This window comes from Thalassoroseus sp., from assembly GCF_984380535.1.
Genome location: NZ_CFHRBF010000016.1, coordinates 162,779 through 188,789 on the forward strand (window position 1 = coordinate 162,779; position 26,011 = coordinate 188,789).

The following is a 26,011-nucleotide window of genomic DNA, read 5'->3' on the forward strand; positions in this document are numbered from 1 at the left end:
AAAAGCCAGCTGACAATTGAATCACGATTTTAGACGACAAGAATGAGCAAACTGATGACAAGTGGAAATGCGATTGTGGGACAATCTGGCGGACCGACGGCAGTGATCAATTCGTCATTGATCGGGGTGGTCGATGCCTGTATCGAAGCCGACGCAATCGAAACGATTTACGGAATGCGATTCGGCATTGAAGGCGTGTTGAACGACCATCTCATCGCGCTTTCCGAACAACCCCGCGAGTTGCTTGATGCAATCCGACAAGCACCCAGTAGCGCGTTGGGTTCGACTCGTCTGAAGCTTCAAGAAGACCATTTCGAGCCGATTCTTGCGGCTTTGAAAAAACGTAACATTCGGTATTTCTTTATGATCGGCGGGAACGACACGATGGACACCATCCACCGTGTGACCGAGTACGCCGCTACCCAGGGTTACGAATTGCGTGGCGTGGGTGTGCCGAAAACTGTCGATAACGACCTGTTCGGCACCGATCACACGCCTGGGTTTGCAAGTGCCGCCCGTTATGTCGCATTAAGCGTGCTCCAAGCCGGGGTTCTGGCTCGGGATATGCAGAAAGTCGATCAGTTCAACATCTTCCAAACCGTTGGGCGTTCCGCAGGTTGGTTACCAGCGGCGGCCGCAATGGCTCGCCATCAATCTGGCGATGCGCCACATGTTATTCTGCTGCCGGAACGTCCCTTCGATCGCGAAGCATTTCTCGCGAAAGTGAAGCAAGCCCAGAGTGAGTACGGGTTTGTGTCGATTGTGTGCGGCGAGGGCATTACCGATGCCGATGGCAACCCGGTAAGTGCATCAACGACACGCGACAAATTCGATAACGTCGAGTTCGGAGCGATGGGCGGCACAAGTGCAGCCATGATGCTTCATCGTATTTTGTCCGACGAATTCGGTTGGCGTGGTGAGTTCCAAGTGACCGAATCGCTGCAAATGTGTGCCGCGGATCGTGGAGTAAGTCTTGATTACGAAGAGGCTTACGGATGCGGTCAGGAGGCGGTTCGCCGAGCCGTTGCCGGTCAAAGCGGGGAGATGGTCACCATCGACCGTCGTTCAAACGATCCGTACGAAACCGCGTTCGGTTCCGCACCGTTGTCAGAGGTAGCCAATCATGAACGCCCCATGCCGGAGGAGTTCATCGCCGAGGATGGCATGGACGTTACCGCCGCGTTCATGGACTATATTCGCCCGCTAGTCGGCGACATCCCTGCTTACGCTCGATTCAGTTAAAGCAATCTGCATTGGCTCACAGCGGATTCGGTCTGGCGGAAATCGCAAAACCAAAGCGTTTTCGCGTTTAAGGCGAACACGGAAGGCTGGAATACAGTCAGACCGAATGCCGCTCTATGGGAAGTGCGCTAACCTCAGCGTTTGCAGGCACTTCCATATCATGCTCCGCTTGAAAGATGCCATTCTTCAGGCTCGGATGCCGGGTATCTGCCCCTGTCTTCGCAGGGAATACTCTCTATGCGCGATGCGATGAAATTCCAGCCATTTCTTGGAATCGCCAAGAAAAGTCCGGCTAATCGGCCGTTGCGAAGGGTATTTAAATAGGGACAAACTAATCGCCGAAAAAATGGATTTCTTTGCCCAATCTACTGAACCGGTGAACTAGGTTGTTCGTAGAAAGAAGCGGAATCACCAAATTTGTCCGGAACCTTTTTTGAGAAATACGCACTCTATACTACTGGCACTCTCTTTAGACGGCGTAGTTTTGCTCAACTGAGCCGTCGCATAAACTCTCGAACTCTCAAAGGGTCAGATGGGAATTGAGGTCGACATGACCGATGAAACACAACGTTCACTGAATGAAGTCATTCAAGAATTGAATTCGGACCCACGCATCAATCAGTGTCTATTTGATTTGCGGGAGCGTTTGGTCAAGGCTCACCCCAATCGTGAGGATTGGCCGACATTGTCGGAATTCAAAACCAAAATGACACACGAATTGCGGGCGATGTATCAATCGGAGTCCACGCCAGAATCGGAACGGTCGGCTGCACTCGTGGTGGCGTAAGCGTATGGGACCGTTACTGTTCGACGGGCGCGAATCCGAAGAGATCCAGATTTTCGTGCAATTCTCCGACATCGCGGAAAACACGGTAGGCCCCCGACTGCAATAGTTCAGCTCGTTCGTTGCCACCCGATAATACCGCTGCACACCACATGCTGGCTCGTCGAGCCGCCAATACATCCCAAACGGCATCCCCCACGACAAGACAATCTTCCGGGGCGATGCCAATTTTTTTGGCTGCCACCAAAAACACTTCCGGGTGCGGTTTGCCTTGCGTCACATCGGACGCATCCACCACTGCTGTTTCCCCTTCGAATTGCAAAGCATCCAACGATTCTTTGATCGACGTTGGTTTGCCCGAAGTTGCAATCGCATGCGGTATGTCGCGTTCTCGGAGTGAACGGAGAATTTCGACGGCCCCAGGCAATGGTGTACGGGATGGAAGGATTTCCAAGTAAACTTCGCCGTGTCGCTTTCGCAAATCGGCGGATTGTTCCTCGGTGACCGTTTCGCCAATCTCCCGCAACGCAGATCGCACGAACAGCTCTCCGTTCATGCCGATTCGAGAGCTAATCAGGTACGCCGGCACTGCAAAACCGGCAGCGGCGAACACCCGCTGCCAGGCCAACGTGTGTGCATAAACCGTATCGACCAATGTTCCGTCAAGATCGAAGATAAGTGCTTTCATCGAACGTTTGCTCGTTGTGGAGAAGATCAGTCAACAGGAAGGGTCCGCTATGCGGATCAATGCAACCGGTTTGCGGTTCGCATAGCGGATGGTACTTGGAAGATCGTATCGATCAGAGGATGGAGAGAACTTCGCGGGCGGCAGAAATCGTGGTTTCGATATCCGCATCCGTATGGGCGTTGGACACGAAATTCGCTTCGAACTGGCTACAAGGCAAATACACGCCACGGTCGAGCATGCCCATGAAGTACTGGGCGAATCGATCCGTGTCGTTCTTGGCGGAAACCGCGTAACTAGTGACTTTCTCTGGGTTAAAGAACAGCGTGAACATGCTGCCGCATTGGGCAAGTGCATGGGGAATTCCCACGTCTTCGGCCACTTGGTGAAGACCTTCGACCAGTTTTGAAGTCAGCGTTTCCAACCGTTCGTACGGTGGATTGGCTTTGAGTTCCCGCAACATCGCCAGTCCGGATGCCATCGCCAATGGATTCCCGGAGAGCGTACCCGCTTGGTAAACCGGGCCGGTTGGGGAGACGGCTTGCATGATGTCTTCACGTCCGCCATATGCACCGACTGGCAAACCGCCACCGAGAATTTTTCCGAGGGTCGTCATATCCGGCGTGACCCCGAATCGCTTCTGAGCACCACCGAGCGCGACGCGGAACCCCGTCATCACTTCATCGAAAATCAGCACCGATCCGTATTTGGTGCATAGTTCCCGAGCAGTTTCCAAAAAACCTGGTTCCGGCAACACGCACCCCATGTTTCCGACGACCGGTTCGAGAATCACCCCGGCAATTTTGTCACCTTCGTTCTCGAATGCCGCCGTAAGCCCTTCGATGTCGTTGTATTCCAGAACCAACGTATCGGAGGTGCAACCGGCCGGAACTCCAGGGCTGGACGGCGTGCCGTGTGTCAACGCACCGCTTCCGGCTTGCACGAGTAGTGCGTCGACATGCCCGTGGTAACAGCCGGCGAATTTGACTATCACGTCCCGCCCGGTGAATCCACGTGCGACCCGAATCGCACTCATGGTGGCTTCGGTGCCACTGTTGACCATGCGAACTTTTTCCACGCTTGGCACGAGTTCACAAACGAGTTCGGCCATCTGCGTTTCGAGTTCCGTCGGAGCCCCGAAACTTGTGCCCGTTTCCAAAGCGGATTGAATCGCAGACGTCACAAATTCCGGGCGATGTCCCAAAATGTGTGGCCCCCAGGAACCGATGTAATCGAGATATCGGTTGCCGTCGATGTCGTAGAGATACTGTGCTTCGCCACGTGCCATGATCACCGGTTGCCCACCGACCGCACCGAAGGCCCGCGCGGGACTATTTACGCCACCAGGAATAGACTGCGAGGCTCGCTGAAATTCGGCTTTGCTTTTGGCGTGCGAAAGTGAAGATGACATAAACTCGGTCCGTGCACAGCGTAGTTATGATTCGGTCGTCGGGAACCAGCAAGTGGTTGCGTTCGGCAAAATTGACTGCGGGGAGGGATTGTAGACCGGGAACTCGCACGTCGGCAACCGACATGGCAGACTCGACACTCGACCAACTCTCGCTACATTGGAATAGAAGATCATTGCGGCTGACCAACTTCGACTCGTGATCACGACGGGACCCCCTTGACGCCCATTCCAGACCAGCAACTCCCGGCGATCCAGATTGAAACGGTCCCAGAGGACCGACGTTCGGAAGCGTTGCAACTATTCTTCCATCACAACTTGCCGACTACACGGAAGCTATTGGTGGAACAGTGGTTAGCGGCGAACGCATCGGGCGAGGTTCCGTTGGATGGGTTGATTTGGGCCTTGGTGCAAGGGCGGCCGGTTGGAGTGGGGTTCTACTCCCGACACCCCGGTTCGACGGCTTTTGTCTGGAAGCCGATGGCAGACCCAAGCTGTTTGGTCTTGCCTTCCGACCCGTCGACGGAGGAGATTCAGATTGCCTTGCTCCGTGAAATCGGTCATCGGTTGGATGCCGAGAATGTTCGCATCGGTCAAATTCTCTCGCGACCCGAACCGTCTGAACGCGAACTGTTCACAGCGGGCGGGTTTCGCTGGACGACCGATCTGCACTACTTATTGCATTCTTTGAAGCCGACGTCATCTTCGGAAGTCTCACCGGACTGGGTGCGAACCGCGTATGATCATCACAATTCGGAGAGCGTCCGGTTATTCGCCGATGTGCTTGAGCGAACTTGGCAAGCCACGCAAGATTGCCCAGAGCTAAACGGACTTCGCACGGGTGCGGAGGCCTTGGAAGGTCATCGGGAGGGCGTGGAATGCGATAAGCTGTTCTGGTCGCTATTCATAGTCGAAAACAAGCCAATCGGACTGTGTTTGCTGAACCCGCGTGACAATGATATCTGGGAGTTAGTGTATGTCGGCGTTGTGCCGGAGGCGCGGGGACACCAGTTTGGACAAGCGATGATTCGACACGCGCTCGATGCCGCCCGGGAGCATCGACAAAGCGGAGTTGTGTTAGCGGTCGATTCACGGAATGACGTGGCACGACGGATTTATCACGACATCGGCTTTACGGAAATCGATCGGCTTGCGGTGTATCTTCGGTTGCGTCACTGAGCAGCGTTCTCGGGCAGTGCGAACAAGTGCATGGGTGACGTATTGCCAAGATACGCACCGGTTTCCTTGTCCCGAACCGCCCCATTTCCTTGACTATTGCGGTTCGTAGCGGAGACGAAAAACCGTCGCCGATCAGGATGCAATGCCAACGCATGACAATTCGATAGCTTCTTGAATTCGAAGCGGAACGACTCCTCAGTCGGATGTCGCCAGAGCACACGACCGTTGCCCGGTGCTCCGCTGGTTGCAATGAGGAACGAACCGTCGTCGAGTTTTTCAAAGTCGAAGACAAACCCCATCGAAGTATCACCCAGCAAGAGCGAATTGTCGATTGTCCCAGTCTTCCAATTGACGAAATGCAGACTGGGAATGCCGTTCACGTTGCCCGTGCGTTTCGGATCCGAACCGGCACAAACGAGTGTCGCACCACCGTCCAAGAATCGTAAGTGCTTCAGACCGGCAACGTCTTGGTCGCGTTCGTAATAGTGCATCTGCGACAGATCGAATTCGCGAACACTTTGGCCTGACTCGATGTTCCACTCAAGAACGTTGCCGAACAGATCGCCGCTGACGACAGATTTTCCATTCGGATGCATCGCTGTCGCCATGACTTCCGATTCGTGAGCCCTCCACTCGTGCAGCAGTCGGCCGGTTTTCGTTTCCCAGATACGGACATGCCCGTCTTGGCCGCCAGTAATGATTCGCTCGCCGTCTGCAGATAATGTCAACGCATGAATCCGGCCATCGTGAGCAGATTCGTGTCGCCAGGCGGGTTCGATGGTTTCGCCGGATGGATGACACATCATCAGCCGTCCCCATGAGTCGGAACTTACGAGGATGTCCACGGCGGAATTCGGGTGAAATGCGATCCGTTCGATCCAGCCGTTGTGCCCGCTGATCGACGCGGTTTCGGTGAACGTTTCATCCTCAATTCGCCAGCGACGCAGCGAACCGTCGTAACCGCCCGTCACGAGGAATTCGCCAGTCGGATGAAAGCGTGCGGTCGCGATTTGTCGATCCGCGTGGCTCGCGAGGACTTCTTGTGGAGTGGTGTCTTCGGTCTTGAACATGCTCAAACCTTGTTCAGCTCAACAGTTCGCGGATCGGTTGCATATCGTCGTGGGCAATTGGCAGCGGTTGGGTGCCGTTCATGAACTCAGTCGCTTCCGGGTTGATCCCCAGAGCGTGATACCAAGTGTGGAACAGAGCGCCGATGTCGTACGGCTCACCGACGATGTCCGTGCCGTCGGCCGTCGTCTCACCGATGACCGTTCCGGGACGGATGCCACACCCCGCCATCGCCAACGACCAAGCATTCGGCCAATGATCCCGACCGACCGAACCGTTGATCCGGGGTGTGCGACCGAATTCGCACATCACGACGACCAAAACCCGCTCCGTCAGGCCGCGTTCGTCGAGATCTTCGAGGAGTGCGGACAACGCCTGATCGACCTTCGGCACCCGACTGGCATGGGCGTTGAAGTTGTCGCCGTGCGTGTCCCAACCGTACGACTGAACTTGCACAAACCGCACGCCAGCTTCGATCAGCCGCCGCCCCAAAAGCGTGTGTTTTCCGAGATCCGTTCGGCCGTAACGTTCGCGGTCGGTGTCGGCCAGCGTGGCTTCGTCGAACAAGTCCGCATGTTTCATCAGCGTTTGGGCGACGTCGAACACATAGCTATTGGCTTCGCTATTGTTGGGGGGATGAAGTTTCGCGTATCGGCGGTTGAACTTCTCCCGAAGCATTTGGCGGGCGTGATCATCCTCGTTGGAAATCGAATCGGGACGCACCAAATTCTGCGGCGGCTTGCCGTTGCCTAACGCAAACGCACCATATTTTGCCCCGAGGAAACCAGCGTGTTTCGAGATAAACCCGCCGTTGCCCGGTTTGACCCACACATACGGCGGCAGACTACTCGCCGTCGGTCCCATCAGTTTCGCCAACGCGGAGCCGATGAACGGGTATTCCACGCCGCGGTTTTTAGGATGTCCCCGAAGAATTTTGCCGACTCCGCTGGAGTGATTCGGGTCTTCGGTCCGCATGCTACGAACCATGCTGAAGCGGTGCATTTGCTTCGCGAGTCGGGGCATCAGTTCGCTGAGGTGCACACCCGGCAGCGTGGTCGGAATCGATCGATACGGGCCACCGAATTGTGTGCCGGGCTTCGGGTCCCAACTTTCCAGCTGACTCATACCACCGTCGAGCCACATCAGCAGCATTTGCTTGTCACTCTTCTTCAACTCCTCGGCAAAAGTTGGTTGCAGCAATCCGCCGCAGGCCAGGCCACCCGCCGCCCCGGCGAGCGTGCCGAGCATACGACGTCGTGACAACGTGTGATCTGCAATCTGACAACGAGGATGAGCCATGTTAGTTTTCCTCGGTTTCTATCACTTCGTATGCCACGACTCGGTAAGCCGTGTTTCCAAATGGACATCGATTTACACGGCTCACAGAACCGTGGCACATATGGGAATTATCAATGATTCAGACAGAACTCGGTCCCCGACAACAACGCCCAGGCGAGATTCTGAAGGGCTTGGTCTCGTTGATTCGAATTCTCGGCGAGATAACTTTGAACGTCTCGGCGTTCTTCGTCGGTGGGACGACGAATCAAGATCGTCAGAAACATCTCGTCGGCAATTTCCGCATCTGAACGCTTTGTGAGTCGATTAATGAGGTTGCCGTCTTTGGGTTTGAGCAGTCCCTGCACGTCGTCGTTATTCATCAGGTACAAAGCAGCTTTGACAGACGGTTCAAAGTCGATTTCCGCTTCGGTCGGTGGATTGGCGAAAGTGTCGACAAAGGTTTTCCGCAGGTTTTGCAGTTCCTTCGAAGCTTTTACAATTTCTTCCAGCGATTGACCGGGCTCGGCAAGTCGATCGGATTCGCCGGTAGCAATCAAGACGCTCCAAAAGAGTTGTTCGGCAGAAAGTCGTTTCTCGCTCGCAACAGAGTACGCTGCCGGTGATGGAGTTTCCTCGGGCAGCCGACTGGTGCGTTGGTAGGTCTTCGATCGTGCGATTTGTCGGAGCATCCATTGGATGTCAAAATCATGGGCGGCGAATTCTGTCGCCAGTAGATCGAGCAATTCCGGATGCGTCGCCGGGTTGGCGGTGTGATGCAAGTCGAGCGGTTCAACCAATCCGCGACCGGTCATCATCCACCACAAGCGATTCGCGATATTGCGGCTGAACATCCTGTTCTCGGCAGCGGTCAAACCGACGGAAAGTTCACGCAATGGGCTGAATTTCGGCACACCGGCAATGCGTTTTTTACGGTCCGGTGCAACTTCGTATTCCTCACCCTTGGGGAACTCGGGAATCGCAATTTCTGCACCACCGGGCACACGCGGCGGTGTCGTACGAGGTTCCTGAATGAACACTGACATGAATTCCTGCGGCGTGGTCATCAGTTTTTCGTCGATCGCCGGAAACTTGGCACCATTACGCGTGGCAACATTTTCGAAAATCGTGTGCAGACCTTGGAAATCTTCCTGGTGATAATCGTCGACGGTGAGATGATCATGACACTGAGCACATTGCCAATCGACACCTGCGAATAACCGCCCGACATCGCGGGTAAGTCCCGGCACATCGACGGCCGCCATTGCACCCCGGGAAACCAGACGTTGCGTGATGAAGAATGCTGCCCCGCGTGCGTTTTCGTCGGCATCGTCCGGCTTGATAATCCGCCGCACGATTTCCGCCCAAGATTGATTTTCTTCGCACGCCGTTCGTAGGAACTTTTGCCATTCCGCGTTTTCGCCACGCCGTTCCATCAACCAAATGTTGAGGCGTTCGGCCATCTGCCGGGGAAAGTCCACACCGGCGAGTAAATCGTCGATGAGCCGTGCCCGCTTCGTGGGTGATTCCTCGTTGAGAAACGCGTCGGTTTCCTCGCGTGTCGGGATGCGACCAGCCAGATCGAGGGTGATTCGCCGGAGGAACTCGAGATCATCCGCAATGGGGGCCAAGGTACCGGGCTTTACGTCAGGCTCGATGAGTCGATCAATCTGGACCGATAACGCTGGGGCCTCCGCCGAGAGATTTCCTGTTGGCAGGCCACAAATCAGCAAGCAGCACCAGAATCGCCCCATAAAACGCCTCCCCTTCACTTCACCAAAATATGCATTCCTCAGATAATTTGTTCCAATTAAGGATACGGTTACGTTGCCACTATACTTACGTCACACGCAAGAATAAAGAGTTGTTTATCTATGGCGACATTATTAGAGATATACGCAGCGGCAGAAACATTGGCGGACCAACTTCGTGAACACGATCATAAAGTGGTGTTTGCGGAAAGTTGCACGGGCGGATTGATTTCGAGTGCCGTGACGGCAGTGGCAGGGGTGTCCGATGTGATGTGTGGGTCGGCCGTCGTTTACCGCATCGAAACGAAAGCGGAGTGGTTAAAGATTCCGCGGGACATTCTCGATGATCCGGGACCCGTCAGTGAGATTGTCGCGCGAAAAATGGCTGAGGGAGTGCTGGAAAAAACGCCGGAAGCGACGGTTTCGGCGTCGGTCACCGGCCACGTTGGTCCATATGCACCGGAAGAGCAAGACGGGTTGATCTTTATTGGCGTTGCGGGTCGGGGACGAGAGACACAGGTGTTCGAACACCAATTGGAAAAGACGCCCGACAATGCCGACGAGGACGAACTGAACAAACTTCGTATCACACGACAGCTGAAAGCGGCCGAGTTGGTGCTGGAATCGCTTTCGCGTTTCACCGCATCAGCGTGACGGGAATCGCAAAGCCCCGCTGCAAGACAACAGTCGGGGCACACCCGTCTTCGGAAAGTCAGTCAATTTCTTCGGATGTTTCGCTGCCCCGCCCTGCGAGCAACAGGTACAACGCGACCAATCCCCACAGAGAACCACCGACGATATATTTCAGCAACGATGGAATCCCAGCCGGTGACCAGAACGCTTCGAGCAACGCGGCGATAAAGAGCATTACTGCCGCTCCGCCGGCGATTTGCACCGCTTCCAATCCGCGAGTTTGCAATGCTTGGCGGCGTGTTTGTTGACCGGGGTGAATGAGCGCATTGCCAAGCATCAAACCTGCTCCGCCAGCAATCGCGATAGCCGTCAGTTCGAACGAACCGTGCGAAATTGCAAAACTGATAAACGCTTTGCCGTGGCCTTCCGCGATGAGGTACCCCGCCACCGCCCCGATGTAAATCCCGTTCGACAGCAGCACATACACCGTGACTACGCCAAGGAAGATCCCCGCCGCAAACGCCCGGAGCGCAATGCCCACGTTGTTATACACGTAGAAGCCCCCCATGCCGGCTCGGTCTTCTTGGAAGACGGGACGATCCGGGGCGTCGGGATCGTAATCGTACATGGTTTCCATCATTTCCAACTGAGCCGGTGGCATAATCCGACCGGCCAATTCGGAATCTTTTTGCACCACAACCCATGTGACGATCAGCGGGACGAAGAAAAACAGACACCCGGCCCAGAAGTAGCCGATGTTCTTACGGAACGTCCGCGGATAACCCACTGCCAGGAAATCGAGAAACCTTTGAATCCGTCCCGGTGGCGAGCGGTAAAAGACGTTGTGCCCCCGAGCGGCGAGTTCGTTGAGGTACGTCTCTAACTGTCCGCCCCACTCGTTCGCACGGACTGTCGCCAAATCGTGACAGACTTCCCGAAACATCCGCGAGAAATCCAATACGCCGTTGCCACTCAGTTTGCGAAACTTCCCGGTTTCCAATCGACCAAGTTGTTTCGCAAACCGATTCCAAACCGGACGGCGTTGCTTGAGAAAATCGCGTTTATTCATGGGTTTGTTCGTCGAAGGATTCGATCACCGTCGCGTGCGATGTTGTCTGGGTGTGCGTCGGGGAACGACTTCCAATTCCGTCAGCTTATCCGATGACGATTGTCGAGGCAGCCACTCGCTGTCTTCGTTTTCGTCTCGCCCTGCGAATGTCACGTATGCACGGGCCAAAAACGACATGGGATAGTCCCGCAGCTGATACGGATCGCCTTTGAATTCCAATTTGCGGGCCAGAGTCACCGCCAGATCGGCACACAGTTCATGTCCGCGTTCATGGGACAAAACGTGCCGACGTGAGAGGTAATCGTCGATGGCGGCCAACGTGCGGCTATCGGGTTTCCAATGGTTAATTTCCCCACGTTCGAGTGGACGGATTCGCGAAAAGATGACCGGTTCCCGCGGCAATTGGCCGAAGCGTTCGGAGATAACCACCGTGCCGGCCGCTAAGTCGCCGATACGTTGCAGCTTCGGGGAAAGAATCATCGCGACGAGCGCCGGACCATAGACCGGCACGAACTGTAGCCCCATCGCGATTTCAATTCCCGTCCCGAAGTAGAACACCGACAGTGGAACCCCATCGACAACCCGCAGAAAATTTCGCAGCATTGCTCCCCAAAATGTGACGGGGTGGCCGTGCTCATGGATCACTCGCAACCCCATCGCTTTTTTACCAACCGTGCGACCGCGGAAGAGTCCCTCAGCAATCGTGAAGTAACCCCAATCAAGAAAGAACAGTGTGAGCAGCATCAATCCGGTGGACGTCCCGGGAAGATAGTCTGCCAACAGAAACACGGGAATCAACAACGCGATGAGTATCGCACCCCGAATGAGTCCGTCGATCAGAAACGCCGCACATCGTGATGCCGGACCGGCGAGCTGGTACGAAAGCACAATGTTCTCTGGCGTTTGCAGTTCCAACGCCAGACTGACGGAAGGTTGTTCGTGCCAAGATTCGGTCGGATGCATAGGAACTCGGAGCCGGTGGCGGTTCGAAACGCCCGTCTAGCTTAGAGCATTCCTCATGCGGATTCTACGAAAGCGGAAACCCGAGAGCGAAGACCAGAAACCCGAGGATCGGAACGATCCCGGGCCTGGCTCTCCAACACTGCATTGCAGTGGTTATACCGGTTGGGTTGGTCTCGCTTGCTACTCACCGACTGCTTCGGATGAATTTCGTCCGGGAACATGATGCATCCTCGCCACGCTAACCTATGTTGGACTAAGAGCCGTGACCGTCGTGCGATCTTGGCTTCTGAACGCAACATCCTTTTGGCCGCTTGAAACTCTACGCAGCTGTTCAACACATTCCGGAGAAAAGACTATGTCGGCAGATCCCTGGAGCCGTCCCACTGTAGAAGATCTCCAACGTATTCTGGAAAGCATCGGCAAATCCGATCGCGAAAATCTGCGGGAAGCGGAGCGGTTGGAACTGTCTGTGCCAGCGGAAATTACCACGCAACGGGGAAATACCATCTCGGCGATGACACGGGAAATCAGCCGTTTGGGCATCGGCATGGCACATCGCGGTTCTGTCACGCCGGGCGAAGTCACCGTGCGGATGGCCAGCGAGACTCGGAAATTCGAATACCGCGTCTTGATCGAATGGTGTCACCCCTGCGAGAACGGGATGTTCCTCAGTGGCGGTCGATTCCTACGCAAGAACGACGACTAAATCAGAACACGATAGCCGCCTGAACTCATGACAGAATCTTGGGTTAACGCACACGACCTACCCAAGATTCCGGAGTGAAGCCCCGCACCCAATCCGAAGGTTTCAGCCGTCTTCTTCGGATTCCGCCCTTGCACGTTGATTGGCGTCGGGTTAAGAATGTCGAGATTTAAGGGGGCAGGTGACGCCCGGTCGCCTGTCGAAAATCCTCGATTGACCGCACAAAGCGGGCCGATTCCTCGAAGGGATGTCATCGCGTGGCTAAGGACGTTGGCAAGAAGTATCAGGCGTTGGTGATTGTCGAATCACCAGCAAAAGCAAAAAAGATCGGCGGATTTCTCGGCCCGAAGTACAAGGTTCTGGCCAGCGTGGGGCACGTCCGCGATCTGCCCGCGAGCCGGAAAGAAATCCCCGAGAAGTACAAAAAAGAAGAATGGGCCGAACTCGGCGTCAAAGTCGATGAAAACTTCGAGCCGTTCTATGTGGTCTCTCCTGATAGCAAGAAGATCATCAAGGAACTCAAGGCCGCTCTGAAGGAATCCAGCGAACTCATCATCGCGACCGACGAAGACCGCGAAGGGGAAAGCATTGGTTGGCACCTTGTGCAACTGCTCGACCCGAAGGTGCCCGTCAGCCGAATGGTGTTCTCGGAAATCACCAAGGAAGCCATCCAGCACGCCATTCAGAACCCTCGGCAAATCGACGAAGACTTGGTCGAAGCCCAGGAAACCCGCCGCGTGGTCGACCGGCTGTTCGGTTTCCCGCTCAGTAAACTGCTGTGGCGAAAAGTCGCACCGAAGTTGTCGGCAGGTCGCGTGCAGTCGGTGGCCGTCCGTGTGTTGGTGCAACGCGAACTCGAACGTTTGGCCTTCCACTCCGCGACGTATTGGGACCTGAAAGCCGGTCTCCATGCCGCTGGAGACAAAGAACCCGAGCAAAAAGACCGTTTCACCGCGGACTTGATGACCGTCGATGGCAAGAAGGTCGCCAGCGGGAAAGACTTCGACGAGAACACCGGCAAACTCAAAGAAGGCAGCAATGTGCTGTTGTTGAGTGAAGACGACGCCAAGAAACTCGTCGAGAGAATCAAATCGTCCGATTGGCAAGTCGAGTCCGTCGAAGAACGCGAGCAAACCCGCAAACCGTCGGCTCCGTTCACGACAAGTACGTTGCAACAGGAAGCCAACCGCAAGCTCAACATGACGGCCCGCGAAACGATGCGTGTCGCCCAAGAGCTGTATCAAAACGGGCTTATCACCTACATGCGGACGGATAGTGTCAACCTCTCCAAAGAGGCTGTCACTGCCGCTCGGAAGTGCGTGAAGGATCGGTACGGCGACCAATTTCTGCATAGCAGCGAACGACAATACACGTCGAAATCCAAGAACGCCCAGGAAGCTCACGAAGCCATCCGTCCCGCCGGGACGGACATGAAAACCGCCGATGAACACAACCTGAAAGGTCGCGAGGCGAAACTTTACGATCTAATCTGGAAGCGTACCGTCGCCACACAAATGGCTGAGGCCCGTTTGCGATTCCAAACCGTCACAATCAAAGTCGAGGACGCGCAGTTCCGGGCGTCCGGTCGATCCGTGATCTTTCCCGGTTTCTTCCGAGCCTACGTGGAAGGCAGTGACGATCCGGAAGCCGCTCTCGACGATCAAGACAGTGTGTTGCCTCCGTTAAGGGAAGGTCAAACACTTTCTTGTGACCAAGTCGAAGCCCTCAGCCACGAAACCAAACCGCCAGCCCGGTACACGGAAGCCTCACTGGTGCGGCAGTTGGAAGCCGAAGGCATCGGACGGCCGAGTACTTACGCCAGTATTCTGGGGACAATTCAAGATCGTGGTTACGTCCGAAAGAATGGCAGCCAACTCGTGCCGACATTCACCGCGATGGCTGTGACACGATTGCTCGAACAGCACTTCCCAAACCTGGTCGATTATAAGTTTACGGCCCGGATGGAGCAGGATCTCGACGACATCGCCGCCGGACAAGCCGAGCGATTGCCGTATCTGCAGCGATTCTATTCCGGTGACCAAGGTCTCGATACGCAATTGAAAGAGAAGATCGAAACCATCGATCCCCGTGAAGCCTGCACGCTGCAATTGAGCGGTGTCGATTCTGCGATCCGTGTCGGCAAGTACGGCCCGTATCTCGAACGCGAGAACAACGGTGAGAAGGTCACGGCGTCGTTGCCAAACGACTTCGCCCCCGGTGATCTGACAAACGAGTACGTCGAAGACCAGATTCAGAAGAAACAGGAAGGCCCCAAACCGCTCGGGATGCATCCGGAAGAGGGCTTGCCGATTTATCTGAAGAGTGGTCCGTATGGTTGGTACGTGCAGCTTGGTGAAGTCACTGACGAGAACCCGAAACCGAAACGCAAGGGGCTGATCAATTCGATCGATCCCGAGACAATCACGCTTGAGCAAGCCGTTGCCCTGATGAACTTGCCTCGGAAGCTCGGCCAACACCCGGAAACCGGTAACGTCGTGAAGACGGATATCGGAATGTACGGCCCGTACGTGCTGCACAACAAAGTCTACGGCAACTTCGACAAGAAAAAGCACACCTACGAGTTCGAAGGGAAAGAATACACGCCGTTGGACATCACGATGGAAGCGGCCGTCGATATGTTGTCCAAGACGAAAAAGCGAGCCGCCGCCGAACCGCTACGGGTACTGGGTGAACACCCTGAATCCGGCCAACCGGTGCAGGTGTTCGAAGGCAAATACGGTCCCTACGTGCGACACGGCAAGAAAAAAGTCTTTGCCAGCGTGCCGAAGGATCAAGACGTCAACAAATTGACGCTCGCCGATGGCATCGCACTGCTCGAAGAAAAAGCCGGCCAAAAGAAAACTAAGAAAAAATCCGCAACGAAGAAAAAGACCAAGAAAAAGGCTTCGAAAAAGAAAAGCTAATTCGCAGTCGATCGCTGTAATTTGTTGAACACCAACTATTCTTTCGCTTCTACGTCCCCGCGGATCACTCGCGGGGTCATTTTGATAGTCATGTACGAGTCTTCGGTTCCAAATTCAATGACCGCGGTTTGATCGGCAAGTGTCCGCACTGTGGGTCTGGATAGAATGACTTTCTTTTGATCAGGCCCCGTCTGGCTAACCTCCATCCGGATAACGATTTGATCAGGACTTCGGTCCAACTTCTTAATAAGCGATGCAATCTCCAGCAGTTCGTTCTGGGTGGCCCTGCAGACCAGGCTATTCGTGTCGATGTTCGGTGTAATCGTGCACTGCGAGGGGACCTTGTTCGGGTCCGCTAGCCTGAAAAGTTCACGTTTGGCTTTCATGTAATTCCCAATGCCTTCGGCAGCATCTTTCGCAGGAATGTTCATCAAAGTGAACTCTTGGATATGGAACCACGCATCTGGAAGCGAAGTCGGCTCCGCAGCCATCAATCGACCGACAGTAGAAAATAGTAAGAGAATGCTAAGGGAACGATGCATATCGGTAACTCCATTCGAACGCTGATCGGTGGAAAGAACATTTGTTTCGACAAGGCTACAACAATTCGACAAGGTCTCCTATTGAGATTTACGGATGGGCGGCCTGCAGACAAAACTGATCTATACATGGCAATGCCCTTCTGTTATCAACCGCGCAATCCCTGAAAATCTATGCAAAATCACGAACCGCAGGGAGGCGGGTCATGTGTAAATATCTCTGTTCTGTCGCTTGTTACGCTGCATTCACCGTGATTGGCGTATGCGGTTGTGCATCTGACGGTGATCCTGTGCTTAGCACCTCGATGATGCCGACAAAACTCCTCGGCACCGTTCCGCCGCAAGATGAACCTGACCTAGGCGAAGTCTACGGCGACTTGCCGGACCGCCGGGAATCGGAACGCGTGGTCGAAGCTGACGAATAGTAACCGTCGCGCTTCGTAACCCTTCGGTTCTCACCTTCACTGTGATCTGTGATGGAACTCAGCCGATGAACTGGAAATCAACTCTCGGGTATCCTTTCCTTGTTGCATGGCTATCCCTATTGGGTTGTGCTGCGCCCCGGATGACATTCGAGGCCAACAGCGACCAACCGACATCGCCCACACTTGGCCTTCATTTCGAACGACCGCCGGAAGACAAACCGAACACGCAGCAACTCGCTGAGAACGACGCAACGGCGAACACGCGATCAACTGCGGGATCGTCTGCTCCGTTTGGCGAACACAAACGCATTCCACTCCGCCGCACGGATCAAGCGGATGAAGCCGAAGACACCCAGTCGACGCCGCCTGCATCAAACGCCACTGCTAGCGAAACGGCTCCCTTTAGTTTCTAGGGCGGATACCGTTCTCATCACGAACGCCAGCAGAAAAACTAGTCCAAGTCAATCGCCGTATAGCGGTACATATTCTGCACGTCAGGGTCGCAAAGTCCGGCGACATTATAAGGACGGATGATTTCCGCCACGTCATCAAAAAATTGACGTGATTTCTTGTCATCGTCCGTTTGTCTCAGTGTGTGATCTAACAGTTGGTTGACGTGACGTACCAACCTCCGGAACTGTTGATCCTCTGCACACAGGAATGTCGCTTGTGAGGACGTTCCAATATTTGATCGTCGCTGTTCATAAGTAGTTGAAGCTGCGAAATAGAGCATTGAATACGGCACAAAGATTTCGAAGTTCTTCATCGCTCGATAGCTACCATGAACCAGTTCATCAATCAGGTCTAGTTCGGCTTGGATCTTCTGTGCGTAGCGATGGAGTTGCTCGCGTAGTGACTCTTTCTTCCAGTGAGCTTGCAGCAACTGGACTAGGTACTCGATACCACACATCGTATGTGCGATGCCGGTACTATAAAGCGGATCGATAAACCCGGCCGTATGTGGAAGTAACGCCCAGTTAGGACCAGCAACAGATGCCCAACGTCGTTGCAGTCGACCAGTTCGAGTCATTCCTCCGTCTGGTGCAACGACGTGGGCCGATGCAAATTGTTCATCAATGGATGGATAACGTTTGACTAGCGTATGCCAGATTTCTTCAACAGAAATCGCGGGCGAAAACCTAGCCTGATCACCATTGATCACGAACCCAGCACTCGTGATTTGATTGTCAAATCGCAGTTGCCACATCCAACCTTCTTTGATTATGTGATGCAAAGCAGCTGCATCACAATCAAACGGATGGTTTTCGAAATACGCCCGACGCGATGAAAGATGCGTATGCCACGGCACAACGTCAGCGAAGTGTGCGAACACCGCGGATGAGTTTGTTCGCAAGTGTGCTATTTGACACTCAAGATTCATGGCCAGCGGAAGAAATGCAGCGGTGCCGGAGGCGTCGACTAAAAAACTTGCATCGATCGTCAGTTTCGAATTCTCACGCACGCCTTGAAACTGCCAACGGGGCGAATGGTTGAGAACTTGCAGTTCAGTTTGGTCATAGTGCGGTATGCCGGCAGCCTGAACTTCGCTCACTAGGAACGAATCCACATCTGAACGCAACCAATGCGTGTCAGCGTTCGAGTCGTTGCTACTAGCCGCAACTAGTAGTTCATTTTGGTGATTTGCAGTCGGCTGAAAATACTCGTCCGGCTGCTGAGCAAAATAGGAGAAACCGCGTTTCAATCCGCATGTGACGTTTGGATAGTTTTGCTTCCAGCTTCCATAACGTGTCAACGGTAACAACTGCGGCAAATCATAGCGTTGGGCCAGGTCGCGTAGCACGAGATCGGCAATCGGTGTGGAAGACTCGCCAATTGCAAATCGAGGGTGTCGTCCGCGATCGACTAGCACCACTTTGAAACCGACGCGGTCGAGTAGCAATGCCGTCAAACTTCCACCAAACCCGGAACCGACAATTACAACATCAACCGAGAGTTTTTCGCCCACGATTAATCTGCCTCACAGGAACAAGTGATCGTCGGCAAACTCTGTTGCTCGAGATTCATGCGATGCAACCGTTCGCGTCTGGCGTCTAGGCAGGAATCACATGTGGAAAACCGTTGAAGATCCCAGAGATCAACGAACACTCGCCCGCGTCCGTTTGCGAGTTCTAGCCCGGCTTGCATCACTTCTTCCAGCGATGCTAGTTTTGGCTCACGAAATTGTTCCTGCGCTGCGAGTCGTTCCAGTGTCCCGTTGCCGACTCGCGTAGGAATCACTGCACAGCACGTTACGCCGACCTCAAAAGCAAACTCAATCGACCGCAGTGCCCACGTGAGTCCATCTGCGGGGGTAACGAACGGAAGCCCAAGTAGTATAAAACTTCGAACTGCGATGCCCTCACCCCGCAGGAAATTGACAGCCGATGTGTAGTCAACGAGTGTCATTTGTTTGTTTAAGGCGGGCAGGATTTGAGGGTGAATTGTCTCCAGGCCCATCGCAATCTCTAGTGTCGTGTCGCCTAACATGTCGCGGAACCGCAAACAGTCATCGCCGCAGAGTCGCGGATGGTTTTCAATGACGACATGATCAAACGCTTGGATCCGCTTGGCGATCGCTCGGTAATCAGCTTTCGGGATCGCTTTACGATCAAAGAAATTCCCGCTGTTATAGAGTTTGATATGCTGGGCTGAAGGCAGCCGGTCGAGAGCAAAATCAATCTGTCGTAGGATTGCACCTGGCTCAACCGTAAAGTCTGTGGTGTTCTTCCAAAGATCACACATCAAACAGTGAAACGGACATTCTCGATTCGTGAGGAAGACCGTTGCAACGTCGACCACTAGCCCATTAGCCGCTTTTTCGGGTTCGACCAAGTAAGCATAGGGCTGTTCCGGGTTGACCGTGTTCTTGGCACCGCGTTGCTGCAGAATTTCTCGATCGGAAATTGAAGGGATCGAATCAAGCATACTGTCCCGCAAATTCGCGACGATAGGCCATGTCTTCGGCAGGGAATAAATCGGAAAAGAGCGAATCCGTCATCGCGCCTTTCTGAAATCGTTGTTTTTCAAAGACTGGCATTTCTAGACCTGTGATGGCTTTGACACCTCGCTGGACGATTTCACTCTTGAGTGCATAAAGCCGTTCGTGCTGCCAGTCGGTCAGCTCGATAAACGGAATACCCTCCGCCACTTCGATCACGTTCGGCAACGCATACGGACTGAAAGCCTGGAATCCAAAATGTTTCGCGGGTGCATGCGAACGAACATGTCCACGACTTTGTCCGCCAGAATATGTCAACGAGTGTTTAACGGCCTCGACACCCCAGCCTTCTTGATATAACAGCGAATTGTTTAACACACTACGGATTGTCAGCTCGGGATTTTCTTCGATTGGATAATCCTTCAAGTTTTCATCGCCACCATCGCCATCAATCAAGTATTTCCAATCAGGATACCGCTGACGAATTTGTCGGCAGAGCGCTAGTCCGACCGTGGCGGCTTGGACATCCAGAGGTTTGTAGTCCTCGATGACTTGGATGGCTTCCCGGTAATTCAAATCATCCTTGGCGACCGAAATAGGTTCACCAAACATCGACAGTGACAGCGTTGCCAGGAACTGTTCGGCTTGTGAAAGATCACTTCCGCCATCACCAACAGACAAAGTGAACGCTTTAAGTCGAGCCGGCGACTCGCCTCGTTTGAGCAGCACATGGTATAGCACGAGGAATACCGAACCGCTGTCGATCCCTCCGGAAAACAAAACTCCTAGCGGTGCTTCCCGGGGAATCGTGTCCAACCATCGATCGATTTCCTCTGCGAGTGTTCCGACGTAACGCTCGCCAATTTCATCGAGATCGGGTTTCCAACGATTGCGTTGCGGGGTGAAGTAACGGACCGCTTTCGGATTGGGATCGGGGCAACCTACGAGTGAAAGTTCGACAATATGATGGGCCGGCACCATTCGCGTGTATGACGGATGGAACTGCCCATCGAGCCCTTCATCACATAGGAACCGGTAGATCTCATCGATCCGTTCCGCAACGACTAAGCATGGCCCTTCGGACCGCTTGGCTAGAAAATAACGCATCGGTCTGCCGATCGAACGGGCCATACGGATCGTGATGCCGTCTTTGTGGATCAGAGCGAAATGTCCGTCAATCGCACGAACCTGCTCTGCGTCTCCGGTACCAACACGGTCAATCGCCTCCTCCACCGACATGTTGAACAGAAGGTTTTCGCTCGGTTCCAATAGATTGACAAGACGCTCGACGGGCGTAACGGCGTGCATGGGGGGCCTCTGTTCTCAAAATCAACTGGCAAACGATATACGGAAAATCAACTGCAGAATCATCGAGTGGATTCGCGACTGCGTTTCGCTAAGACTATTCGTCCGTGAGTTGCAACATTGCTTTCCCCATTGCTTCACCGATGAGATAATAGGTTTCTGCGTTGGTGTTCCAGTGATACGCCTGCCCCGATGGGGATTGTTCTTTCGGGCGGAAGAAATCCTTTGTCCCGACAAACGCGACGTTGCCTTTGAACTCTTTATGCTTCGCAACAGCCGCTTGAGCTTTCATCAGCGACAAGGCACGAGGGTGTTTCTCCTCGTGCCCGCTCATGCCAGTCTCTGCAATGACAAACGGTAAATTTGGTGCGTTGAGTTCCTTACGGATATCGCGAATGAAGTTCGCCATGTTGACTTCGTACTCGTCATTGAATGACTGATTGACGCGATCGTTCCAACCTTGATGCCAACCGAAACCCGCAAGCTTCAGCTCGCGATTCTGATACTGTGGAAACAATGTCTTTGCGTTCGCGAGTGTCTCTTCGACGTGTTGAATGAGTTCTTGGTAGTACGGACCGATTTCGCCACCGGAAGACGGCGGACGAAAATCCTTTCCCAGACTTTTGCCACCCCAAGCAATCTTGATGAGTAAGACCGGCTGTTCAAGTGCCTCACCCATCACTTGCCCGAAACCGAGTTCTGGACCGATTCGCTCTTCGTTCGCCCCGAAACCAGGTGTCAGATTCCCAGTGCGACCCAGATACCAAATCTGCACATCGTCACGTTCGGTCCATTCGCCTTCTTCATTGAGGAGGTGGCCAAACTTTTTGCTGGTCTCTGGGTTCTTGACAAGCCATTCGAGCGAACCTTTGCCGTCATTTCGAGCCGGGTTCGCTTTGATAATCCCGTGACCTTGCATGTTTGACTGACCAGCCAAAATGAAGACCGATACCGGAGCAGCCGCTGACGTGAATGTGGTACTCGCGAAAACCAATAGAGCGCTCATCAGAATTCGTTGTAACATTCTGGTTCCTCGAATCGGGAGTATTAGTCGACGCCCTCTCCCAAATGGGAGAGGGCAGTCATAAGAACTCAAAGGTTATACAGCGTCCAACGCTTGTTTCAGGTCGGCGATGATGTCGTCCTTATCTTCCGTACCGATCGACAGCCGCACGAAGTCGGGTGTGACGCCGGTGCTGGCTTGTTCTTCGGCTGTTAGTTGTTGGTGGGTGGTGCTCGCCGGGTGAATGATCAAGCTCTTGCTGTCACCCACATTCGCCAAATGGCTGAAGAGTTTGACGCTATTGATCAGCTTGATTCCCTTGCTACGTTGTTCTTCAGGACTGTCGCCAGCGATACCGAATCCGAACACGGAACCGCAACCGTTCGGCAAATACTTCTGCGCGAGTTCGTAAGACGGATGCGTTTTCAATCCTGCATAGTTCACCCAAGATACTTTGGGGTGCAACTCTAAGAACTCTGCAACAGCCATCGCGTTCTCGCAATGTTTCGGCATGCGAAGATGCAACGTTTCCAACCCTTGCAGAAACTGAAATGCATTGAACGGACTCATCGCGGAACCCAAGTCACGCAGCATTTGCACGCGTGCTTTGATCGCGAAAGGAATGTTCATCGGGCCGAATGTTTCAAAGTACTTCAGACCGTGATAGCTCGGGTCTGGCTCGGTCATTTCCGGGAACTTTCCGTTATCCCACGGAAAATCGCCTTTCTCGACAATCACCCCGCCAATGCTCGTGCCATGACCACCAATAAACTTCGTGCAAGATTGCACAACGATATCGGCTCCCCATTTCATTGGCTGACACAAAGCGGGCGATGCAAGCGTGTTGTCAACCATCAGCGGGATTCCGGCGTCGTGAGCGATCTTTGCAATTGCTTCGAAGTCCGGGATATCACACCGCGGATTGCCGATCGTCTCCAAATACAAGCAACGCGTGTTTTCATCGATTGCGTTCTTGAAGTTCTCCGGGTTGGATTGATCGACGAATTTGACATGCACGCCAAACTTCGGAAATGTGTAGTGGAACAGATTGTACGTCCCACCGTAGAGACTCGACGACGAAACAATGTTCTGCCCGGTTTGAGCGATGTTCAGAATCGCCAGGGTTTCGGCGGCCTGCCCGGATGAAACCGCCAGCGCTGCCGATCCACCTTCAAGAGCCGCGATGCGTTGCTCCAACACATCCTGTGTCGGGTTCATAATTCGTGTGTAGATGTTGCCGAACTCTTGCAACCCGAACAACCGAGCCGCATGATCGGTGTCGTTGAATGTGTACGAGGTGGTTTGGTAAATTGGAACCGATCGGGAATTCGTGGCGGAATCGGGTTCCTGGCCGGCGTGAAGACACAAGGTGGCAAGTTTGAGCGTTTGCGGATCCATAGCGGTATTCTCTTGAAGTGAAAAGTAATCGTTCGGGTTTTCCGCATCCTATCCGCACGAATCCCGGATCGCAATTTGACCGACCTCGGATTGTATCAGTAGATGATCAACTGCATCGTCGAGCACGTTTTTGATACCCGGATATGAACGCGATTTCCGTACCGTCCCGACGCACGAGACTGAAGATTTGCTGCATCCAGTCAGCCGAGGAAGCGCGTCTGGCCATCGCCTACGGTGCTGATGCCATCGGGCTTGTGGGAGCGATGCCGAGCGGTCCGGGGCCAATTCCGGACGAACTGATCGCAGAAATTGCTCCGACAGTTCCGCCGCCGGTCGCCACGTTTTTGCTAACTCAAGAGACTCGGGCGGATGCCATCATCCAACATGTTCGTCGAACAGGAGTCAATACGGTTCAACTTGTCGATGACGACATTCACCCAGAGGTTTATCCCCTGATCCGTGCAGAACTTCCCGCTGTGAAGATCGTCCAAGTTATTCATGTTCGTGATGGACAGTCGATCGAGAAAGCCGTTCGCGTATCGGACAGCGTCGACGCCATTCTGCTCGATTCCGGAAATCCGAGAGCAGCCATCCGCGAACTGGGCGGAACCGGACGAATTCATGATTGGAACCTAAGTCGCCAAATCGTCGAGCAATCAAGAAAGCCCGTCTTTCTAGCCGGCGGGCTCAATGTTGAAAACATTGCCACCGCAGTTTCCGCTGTGAAACCATACGGAATCGACGTCTGCAGTGGCGTTCGACAGGATGGTAAATTGGACGAGGAAAAACTCGCCCAATTCGTTTCCGCGATCAACTCAGCTTCCTAATGACCATGCGAGTGATCCCCAACAAACGTCCGCTAAGAAACGAAGTCTTCGTAGTTCTCACTTAGAGGCTGCGACAAGAGTTTCTGCACGGTTGCCTGAAGGTTCGTGACAATCGCCTCGAAAATCTTTTGTCCTGTTTCTGCGGTTGCGAGATCGGGACGCCCCGTGAAACCAGCTTGAGTCCTTTGTGTCATATCACGACTGACGAAAACTTCACCCACCTCGCTAGGCACGAGTTCACCAGCATTGCTGCACAATGGTTGGTCGACGAGATCTGGGCGGACATGCAACATCAACGAGGTTTCGAACTCACATGCGTGGCCAACAAACTTATGATCACCCTGTAAAAACTGTTCTCGCTCTTTGACGGCCACATCCCAATAGCTACCCGCTGCGATGACTGCTTCGCGATACATCGGTTGGAGTTTACGGGCAGCTACTCGCATCGGGTCGACATTCCCTCCGTGACCATTGAGAAACAAAATTCGTGTAAATCCATCTTCAAGTAGCGACAATGCAATATCGCAAAGCAACGTGATGTGTGTGTCTAAGTCCGCATCTAAAGTCGCCCCAAAACGCAAGTGATGCGAACTCGCACCAAGCCAAACCGTGGGTGTAATCAAAACCTGCGACGAGAGCTCTCGTTCCACGGCCTCTGCCACCGCAGTACACAGTATGGTATCGGTCCCGGTTGGCATATGCGGCCCATGTTGCTCGATCGCAGCAATCGGCACAATCACAAGCGTGTTCTCGCGGTCAACTTTCGCGATCTGAGTGGCCGTCATTTCCATGAACTTCATTAGATGTCTATCTTTCGTCGAAAAGTTGGAATGTGAACATAGGGTGATTCGCAGCGGTCAATGAAACAAGAGGGTGTATCAGAATGCCTAGGCTATAAACGGTTAATTTAGCAACGACTAGGAATCGAAGAGACCATCAAATTCTTCCAGGCCGGTCGACCCATTGATATGCGGATTTCGCATTCAGAGCGAAGAACTTCTGCATTGCGAGAGCCCCTTTCTCGGATGCATACTCATGCACAAGTCTTTGAAGTGTCTCATAGCTAGCAGCCCGTTCCGATACCGGCCAATTGCTACCGTAAATCACGCGATCGTCACCGAAGGCATCCCAAATCACATCGATGTACGGGCGATAGAAATTTAAGTCAGTCGGTACATCAGTCTTTCGGACACGTGCCGCACCTTCGACCAATGCGGAAATCTTGCAGTAGACATTCTTGTGTCTAGCAGCTGTCTGAATGTTAGTCTGCCAATCCTTTGGCGGTGGTGCGGATGTGATCGTAACATTGCCGACGTGGTTCTGCACGATTCGGAGTGACGGCAGCCTGCCTGCCAGTTTTGCAATCACCCCCGGTGTCGACGGTCCTCCATTGACGTCCAGTTCGAGATCATGTTCGACAAGCAACTTCAGATCGGTCAAACCTTCTGTGGACAACAGGCGACTAAGGAGCTTCTCCGAGATACGAATACCACGATACAACTCGTTTGAAGCGAATCGCTTGAGATGGTCTTTGAACCCCGGTTCGCCTGGTGTGAGGTTGCCGACAATCCCCACGATGAACGGGTCATCCTTCGCAAGTTCCAGCAACCAGGCGTTGTCCTCGACCCAAGGACTCGCTTCAACAACGACCGTACCAGTCACTCGACGGAAGCTTTTTATTTCCTTCAAATGCCTGGGCAAAACTGTCCGGTAGAGAGTCGAATTCTTTGGTGGCCATGGCACACCCGCCGCCCGCGTCGGATCATAGAAATGCGTATGACAGTCAATGATGTCGAGGGCTGGCTCCTGATCAATAGCCGACACCAGTCGACTACTTAGCCCGGCAAAGCCGGCTAGAGTCCCGAGCACCCATTCCCTGCGATTGATTTCTG

The 26,011-nt window shown here is 53.8% G+C and carries 24 protein-coding genes; 9 read left to right on the forward strand and 15 right to left on the reverse strand.

Annotation, left to right across the window (positions count from 1 at the left end; all coding sequences use genetic code 11):
* Window positions 1-54 precede the first annotated feature (54 nt).
* Window positions 55-1,242 carry a diphosphate--fructose-6-phosphate 1-phosphotransferase gene (locus AC5DDB_RS21595; protein ID WP_491741847.1) on the forward strand — a complete coding sequence of 396 codons (1,188 nt, stop codon included), beginning with the start codon at window positions 55-57 and terminating at the stop codon, window positions 1,240-1,242.
* Between the two features lie 550 nt (window positions 1,243-1,792).
* A complete protein-coding gene (locus tag AC5DDB_RS21600) occupies window positions 1,793-2,029 on the forward strand; it encodes a hypothetical protein (RefSeq protein ID WP_491741848.1) in 237 nt (78 codons plus the stop codon).
* A gap of 13 nt (window positions 2,030-2,042) precedes the next feature.
* Here the strand turns inward: AC5DDB_RS21600 and AC5DDB_RS21605 are convergent, their stop codons facing one another.
* Both AC5DDB_RS21605 and hemL read right to left on the reverse strand, forming a co-directional pair.
* The gene (locus tag AC5DDB_RS21605) at window positions 2,043-2,714 is read right to left on the reverse strand and encodes an HAD family hydrolase (RefSeq protein WP_491741849.1); all 672 of its coding nucleotides are present in this window, start codon (window positions 2,712-2,714) and stop codon (window positions 2,043-2,045) included.
* A gap of 112 nt (window positions 2,715-2,826) precedes the next feature.
* On the reverse strand, window positions 2,827-4,122 hold the full coding sequence (hemL, locus tag AC5DDB_RS21610; RefSeq protein WP_491741850.1) for a glutamate-1-semialdehyde 2,1-aminomutase: 1,296 nt from the start codon (window positions 4,120-4,122) through the stop codon (window positions 2,827-2,829).
* A gap of 216 nt (window positions 4,123-4,338) precedes the next feature.
* Here hemL and AC5DDB_RS21615 point away from each other — a divergent pair, with 216 nt between their 5' ends.
* On the forward strand, window positions 4,339-5,298 hold the full coding sequence (locus tag AC5DDB_RS21615; RefSeq protein WP_491741851.1) for a GNAT family N-acetyltransferase: 960 nt from the start codon (window positions 4,339-4,341) through the stop codon (window positions 5,296-5,298).
* Here the strand turns inward: AC5DDB_RS21615 and AC5DDB_RS21620 are convergent.
* The 3 genes from AC5DDB_RS21620 to AC5DDB_RS21630 form a co-directional block, all read right to left on the reverse strand.
* Window positions 5,292-6,368 carry a WD40 repeat domain-containing protein gene (locus AC5DDB_RS21620; RefSeq protein WP_491741852.1) on the reverse strand — a complete coding sequence of 359 codons (1,077 nt, stop codon included), beginning with the start codon at window positions 6,366-6,368 and terminating at the stop codon, window positions 5,292-5,294. The genes AC5DDB_RS21615 and AC5DDB_RS21620 overlap by 7 nt on opposite strands.
* A 13-nt stretch (window positions 6,369-6,381) precedes the next feature.
* Window positions 6,382-7,665, reverse strand: coding sequence for a DUF1501 domain-containing protein (locus AC5DDB_RS21625; RefSeq protein WP_491741853.1), 1,284 nt, complete (start codon window positions 7,663-7,665; stop codon window positions 6,382-6,384).
* 110 nt (window positions 7,666-7,775) lie between these two features.
* On the reverse strand, window positions 7,776-9,395 hold the full coding sequence (locus AC5DDB_RS21630; protein ID WP_491741854.1) for a DUF1553 domain-containing protein: 1,620 nt from the start codon (window positions 9,393-9,395) through the stop codon (window positions 7,776-7,778).
* Window positions 9,396-9,515: 120 nt separating this feature from the next.
* On the opposite strand from AC5DDB_RS21630, the gene AC5DDB_RS21635 reads away from it, so the two are divergent.
* Window positions 9,516-10,046 carry a CinA family protein gene (locus tag AC5DDB_RS21635; RefSeq protein ID WP_491741855.1) on the forward strand — a complete coding sequence of 177 codons (531 nt, stop codon included), beginning with the start codon at window positions 9,516-9,518 and terminating at the stop codon, window positions 10,044-10,046.
* Between the two features lie 58 nt (window positions 10,047-10,104).
* On the opposite strand, the gene AC5DDB_RS21640 is transcribed toward AC5DDB_RS21635, so the two are convergent.
* Window positions 10,105-11,094 carry a stage II sporulation protein M gene (locus tag AC5DDB_RS21640; protein WP_491741856.1) on the reverse strand — a complete coding sequence of 330 codons (990 nt, stop codon included), beginning with the start codon at window positions 11,092-11,094 and terminating at the stop codon, window positions 10,105-10,107.
* A gap of 24 nt (window positions 11,095-11,118) precedes the next feature.
* A complete protein-coding gene (locus AC5DDB_RS21645; protein ID WP_491741857.1) occupies window positions 11,119-12,057 on the reverse strand; it encodes an RDD family protein in 939 nt (312 codons plus the stop codon).
* Window positions 12,058-12,412: 355 nt separating this feature from the next.
* Between AC5DDB_RS21645 and AC5DDB_RS21650 the strand changes: the two genes are divergently transcribed.
* Together AC5DDB_RS21650 and topA are read left to right on the forward strand one after the other, a co-directional pair.
* Window positions 12,413-12,763 (forward strand): PilZ domain-containing protein, encoded by a 351-nt coding sequence (locus AC5DDB_RS21650; protein WP_491741858.1) that lies wholly within the window; start codon window positions 12,413-12,415, stop codon window positions 12,761-12,763.
* 254 nt (window positions 12,764-13,017) lie between these two features.
* Entirely contained in the window at window positions 13,018-15,684 is a 2,667-nt protein-coding gene (gene topA, locus AC5DDB_RS21655; protein ID WP_491741859.1) for a type I DNA topoisomerase, read from the forward strand.
* Between the two features lie 35 nt (window positions 15,685-15,719).
* On the opposite strand, the gene AC5DDB_RS21660 is transcribed toward topA, so the two are convergent.
* Window positions 15,720-16,226: a hypothetical protein gene (locus AC5DDB_RS21660; RefSeq protein ID WP_491741860.1), complete on the reverse strand. Its 507-nt coding sequence runs from the start codon at window positions 16,224-16,226 to the stop codon at window positions 15,720-15,722.
* Between the two features lie 203 nt (window positions 16,227-16,429).
* Between AC5DDB_RS21660 and AC5DDB_RS21665 the strand changes: the two genes are divergently transcribed.
* Together AC5DDB_RS21665 and AC5DDB_RS21670 are read left to right on the forward strand one after the other, a co-directional pair.
* On the forward strand, window positions 16,430-16,648 hold the full coding sequence (locus AC5DDB_RS21665; RefSeq protein WP_491741861.1) for a hypothetical protein: 219 nt from the start codon (window positions 16,430-16,432) through the stop codon (window positions 16,646-16,648).
* 65 nt (window positions 16,649-16,713) lie between these two features.
* The gene (locus AC5DDB_RS21670) at window positions 16,714-17,061 is read left to right on the forward strand and encodes a hypothetical protein (protein WP_491741862.1); all 348 of its coding nucleotides are present in this window, start codon (window positions 16,714-16,716) and stop codon (window positions 17,059-17,061) included.
* Window positions 17,062-17,099: 38 nt separating this feature from the next.
* Here the strand turns inward: AC5DDB_RS21670 and AC5DDB_RS21675 are convergent, their stop codons facing one another.
* The 5 genes from AC5DDB_RS21675 to AC5DDB_RS21695 all read right to left on the reverse strand — a co-directional run bounded on the left by AC5DDB_RS21675 (window position 17,100) and on the right by AC5DDB_RS21695 (window position 23,292).
* Complete coding sequence (locus AC5DDB_RS21675) at window positions 17,100-18,614, reverse strand: NAD(P)/FAD-dependent oxidoreductase (protein ID WP_491741863.1); 1,515 nt, start codon at window positions 18,612-18,614, stop codon at window positions 17,100-17,102.
* A gap of 2 nt (window positions 18,615-18,616) precedes the next feature.
* Window positions 18,617-19,573 carry an archaeosine biosynthesis radical SAM protein RaSEA gene (locus AC5DDB_RS21680; protein WP_491741864.1) on the reverse strand — a complete coding sequence of 319 codons (957 nt, stop codon included), beginning with the start codon at window positions 19,571-19,573 and terminating at the stop codon, window positions 18,617-18,619.
* Complete coding sequence (locus AC5DDB_RS21685; protein WP_491741865.1) at window positions 19,566-20,894, reverse strand: asparagine synthase-related protein; 1,329 nt, start codon at window positions 20,892-20,894, stop codon at window positions 19,566-19,568. Before AC5DDB_RS21685 ends, AC5DDB_RS21680 begins: the two co-directional genes overlap by 8 nt.
* Before the next feature lie 94 nt (window positions 20,895-20,988).
* A complete protein-coding gene (locus tag AC5DDB_RS21690) occupies window positions 20,989-21,897 on the reverse strand; it encodes a sialate O-acetylesterase (protein ID WP_491741866.1) in 909 nt (302 codons plus the stop codon).
* Window positions 21,898-21,990: 93 nt separating this feature from the next.
* A complete protein-coding gene (locus tag AC5DDB_RS21695) occupies window positions 21,991-23,292 on the reverse strand; it encodes an O-acetylhomoserine aminocarboxypropyltransferase/cysteine synthase family protein (protein ID WP_491741867.1) in 1,302 nt (433 codons plus the stop codon).
* A gap of 143 nt (window positions 23,293-23,435) precedes the next feature.
* Here AC5DDB_RS21695 and AC5DDB_RS21700 point away from each other — a divergent pair, with 143 nt between their 5' ends.
* Complete coding sequence (locus AC5DDB_RS21700; protein ID WP_491741868.1) at window positions 23,436-24,119, forward strand: phosphoribosylanthranilate isomerase; 684 nt, start codon at window positions 23,436-23,438, stop codon at window positions 24,117-24,119.
* Window positions 24,120-24,151: 32 nt separating this feature from the next.
* Here AC5DDB_RS21700 and AC5DDB_RS21705 read toward each other — a convergent pair whose 3' ends face one another.
* Both AC5DDB_RS21705 and AC5DDB_RS21710 read right to left on the reverse strand, forming a co-directional pair.
* Complete coding sequence (locus AC5DDB_RS21705; RefSeq protein WP_491741869.1) at window positions 24,152-24,904, reverse strand: creatininase family protein; 753 nt, start codon at window positions 24,902-24,904, stop codon at window positions 24,152-24,154.
* 151 nt (window positions 24,905-25,055) lie between these two features.
* The gene (locus tag AC5DDB_RS21710; protein WP_491741870.1) at window positions 25,056-25,988 is read right to left on the reverse strand and encodes an amidohydrolase family protein; all 933 of its coding nucleotides are present in this window, start codon (window positions 25,986-25,988) and stop codon (window positions 25,056-25,058) included.
* Between the last annotated feature and the right edge of the window lie 23 nt (window positions 25,989-26,011).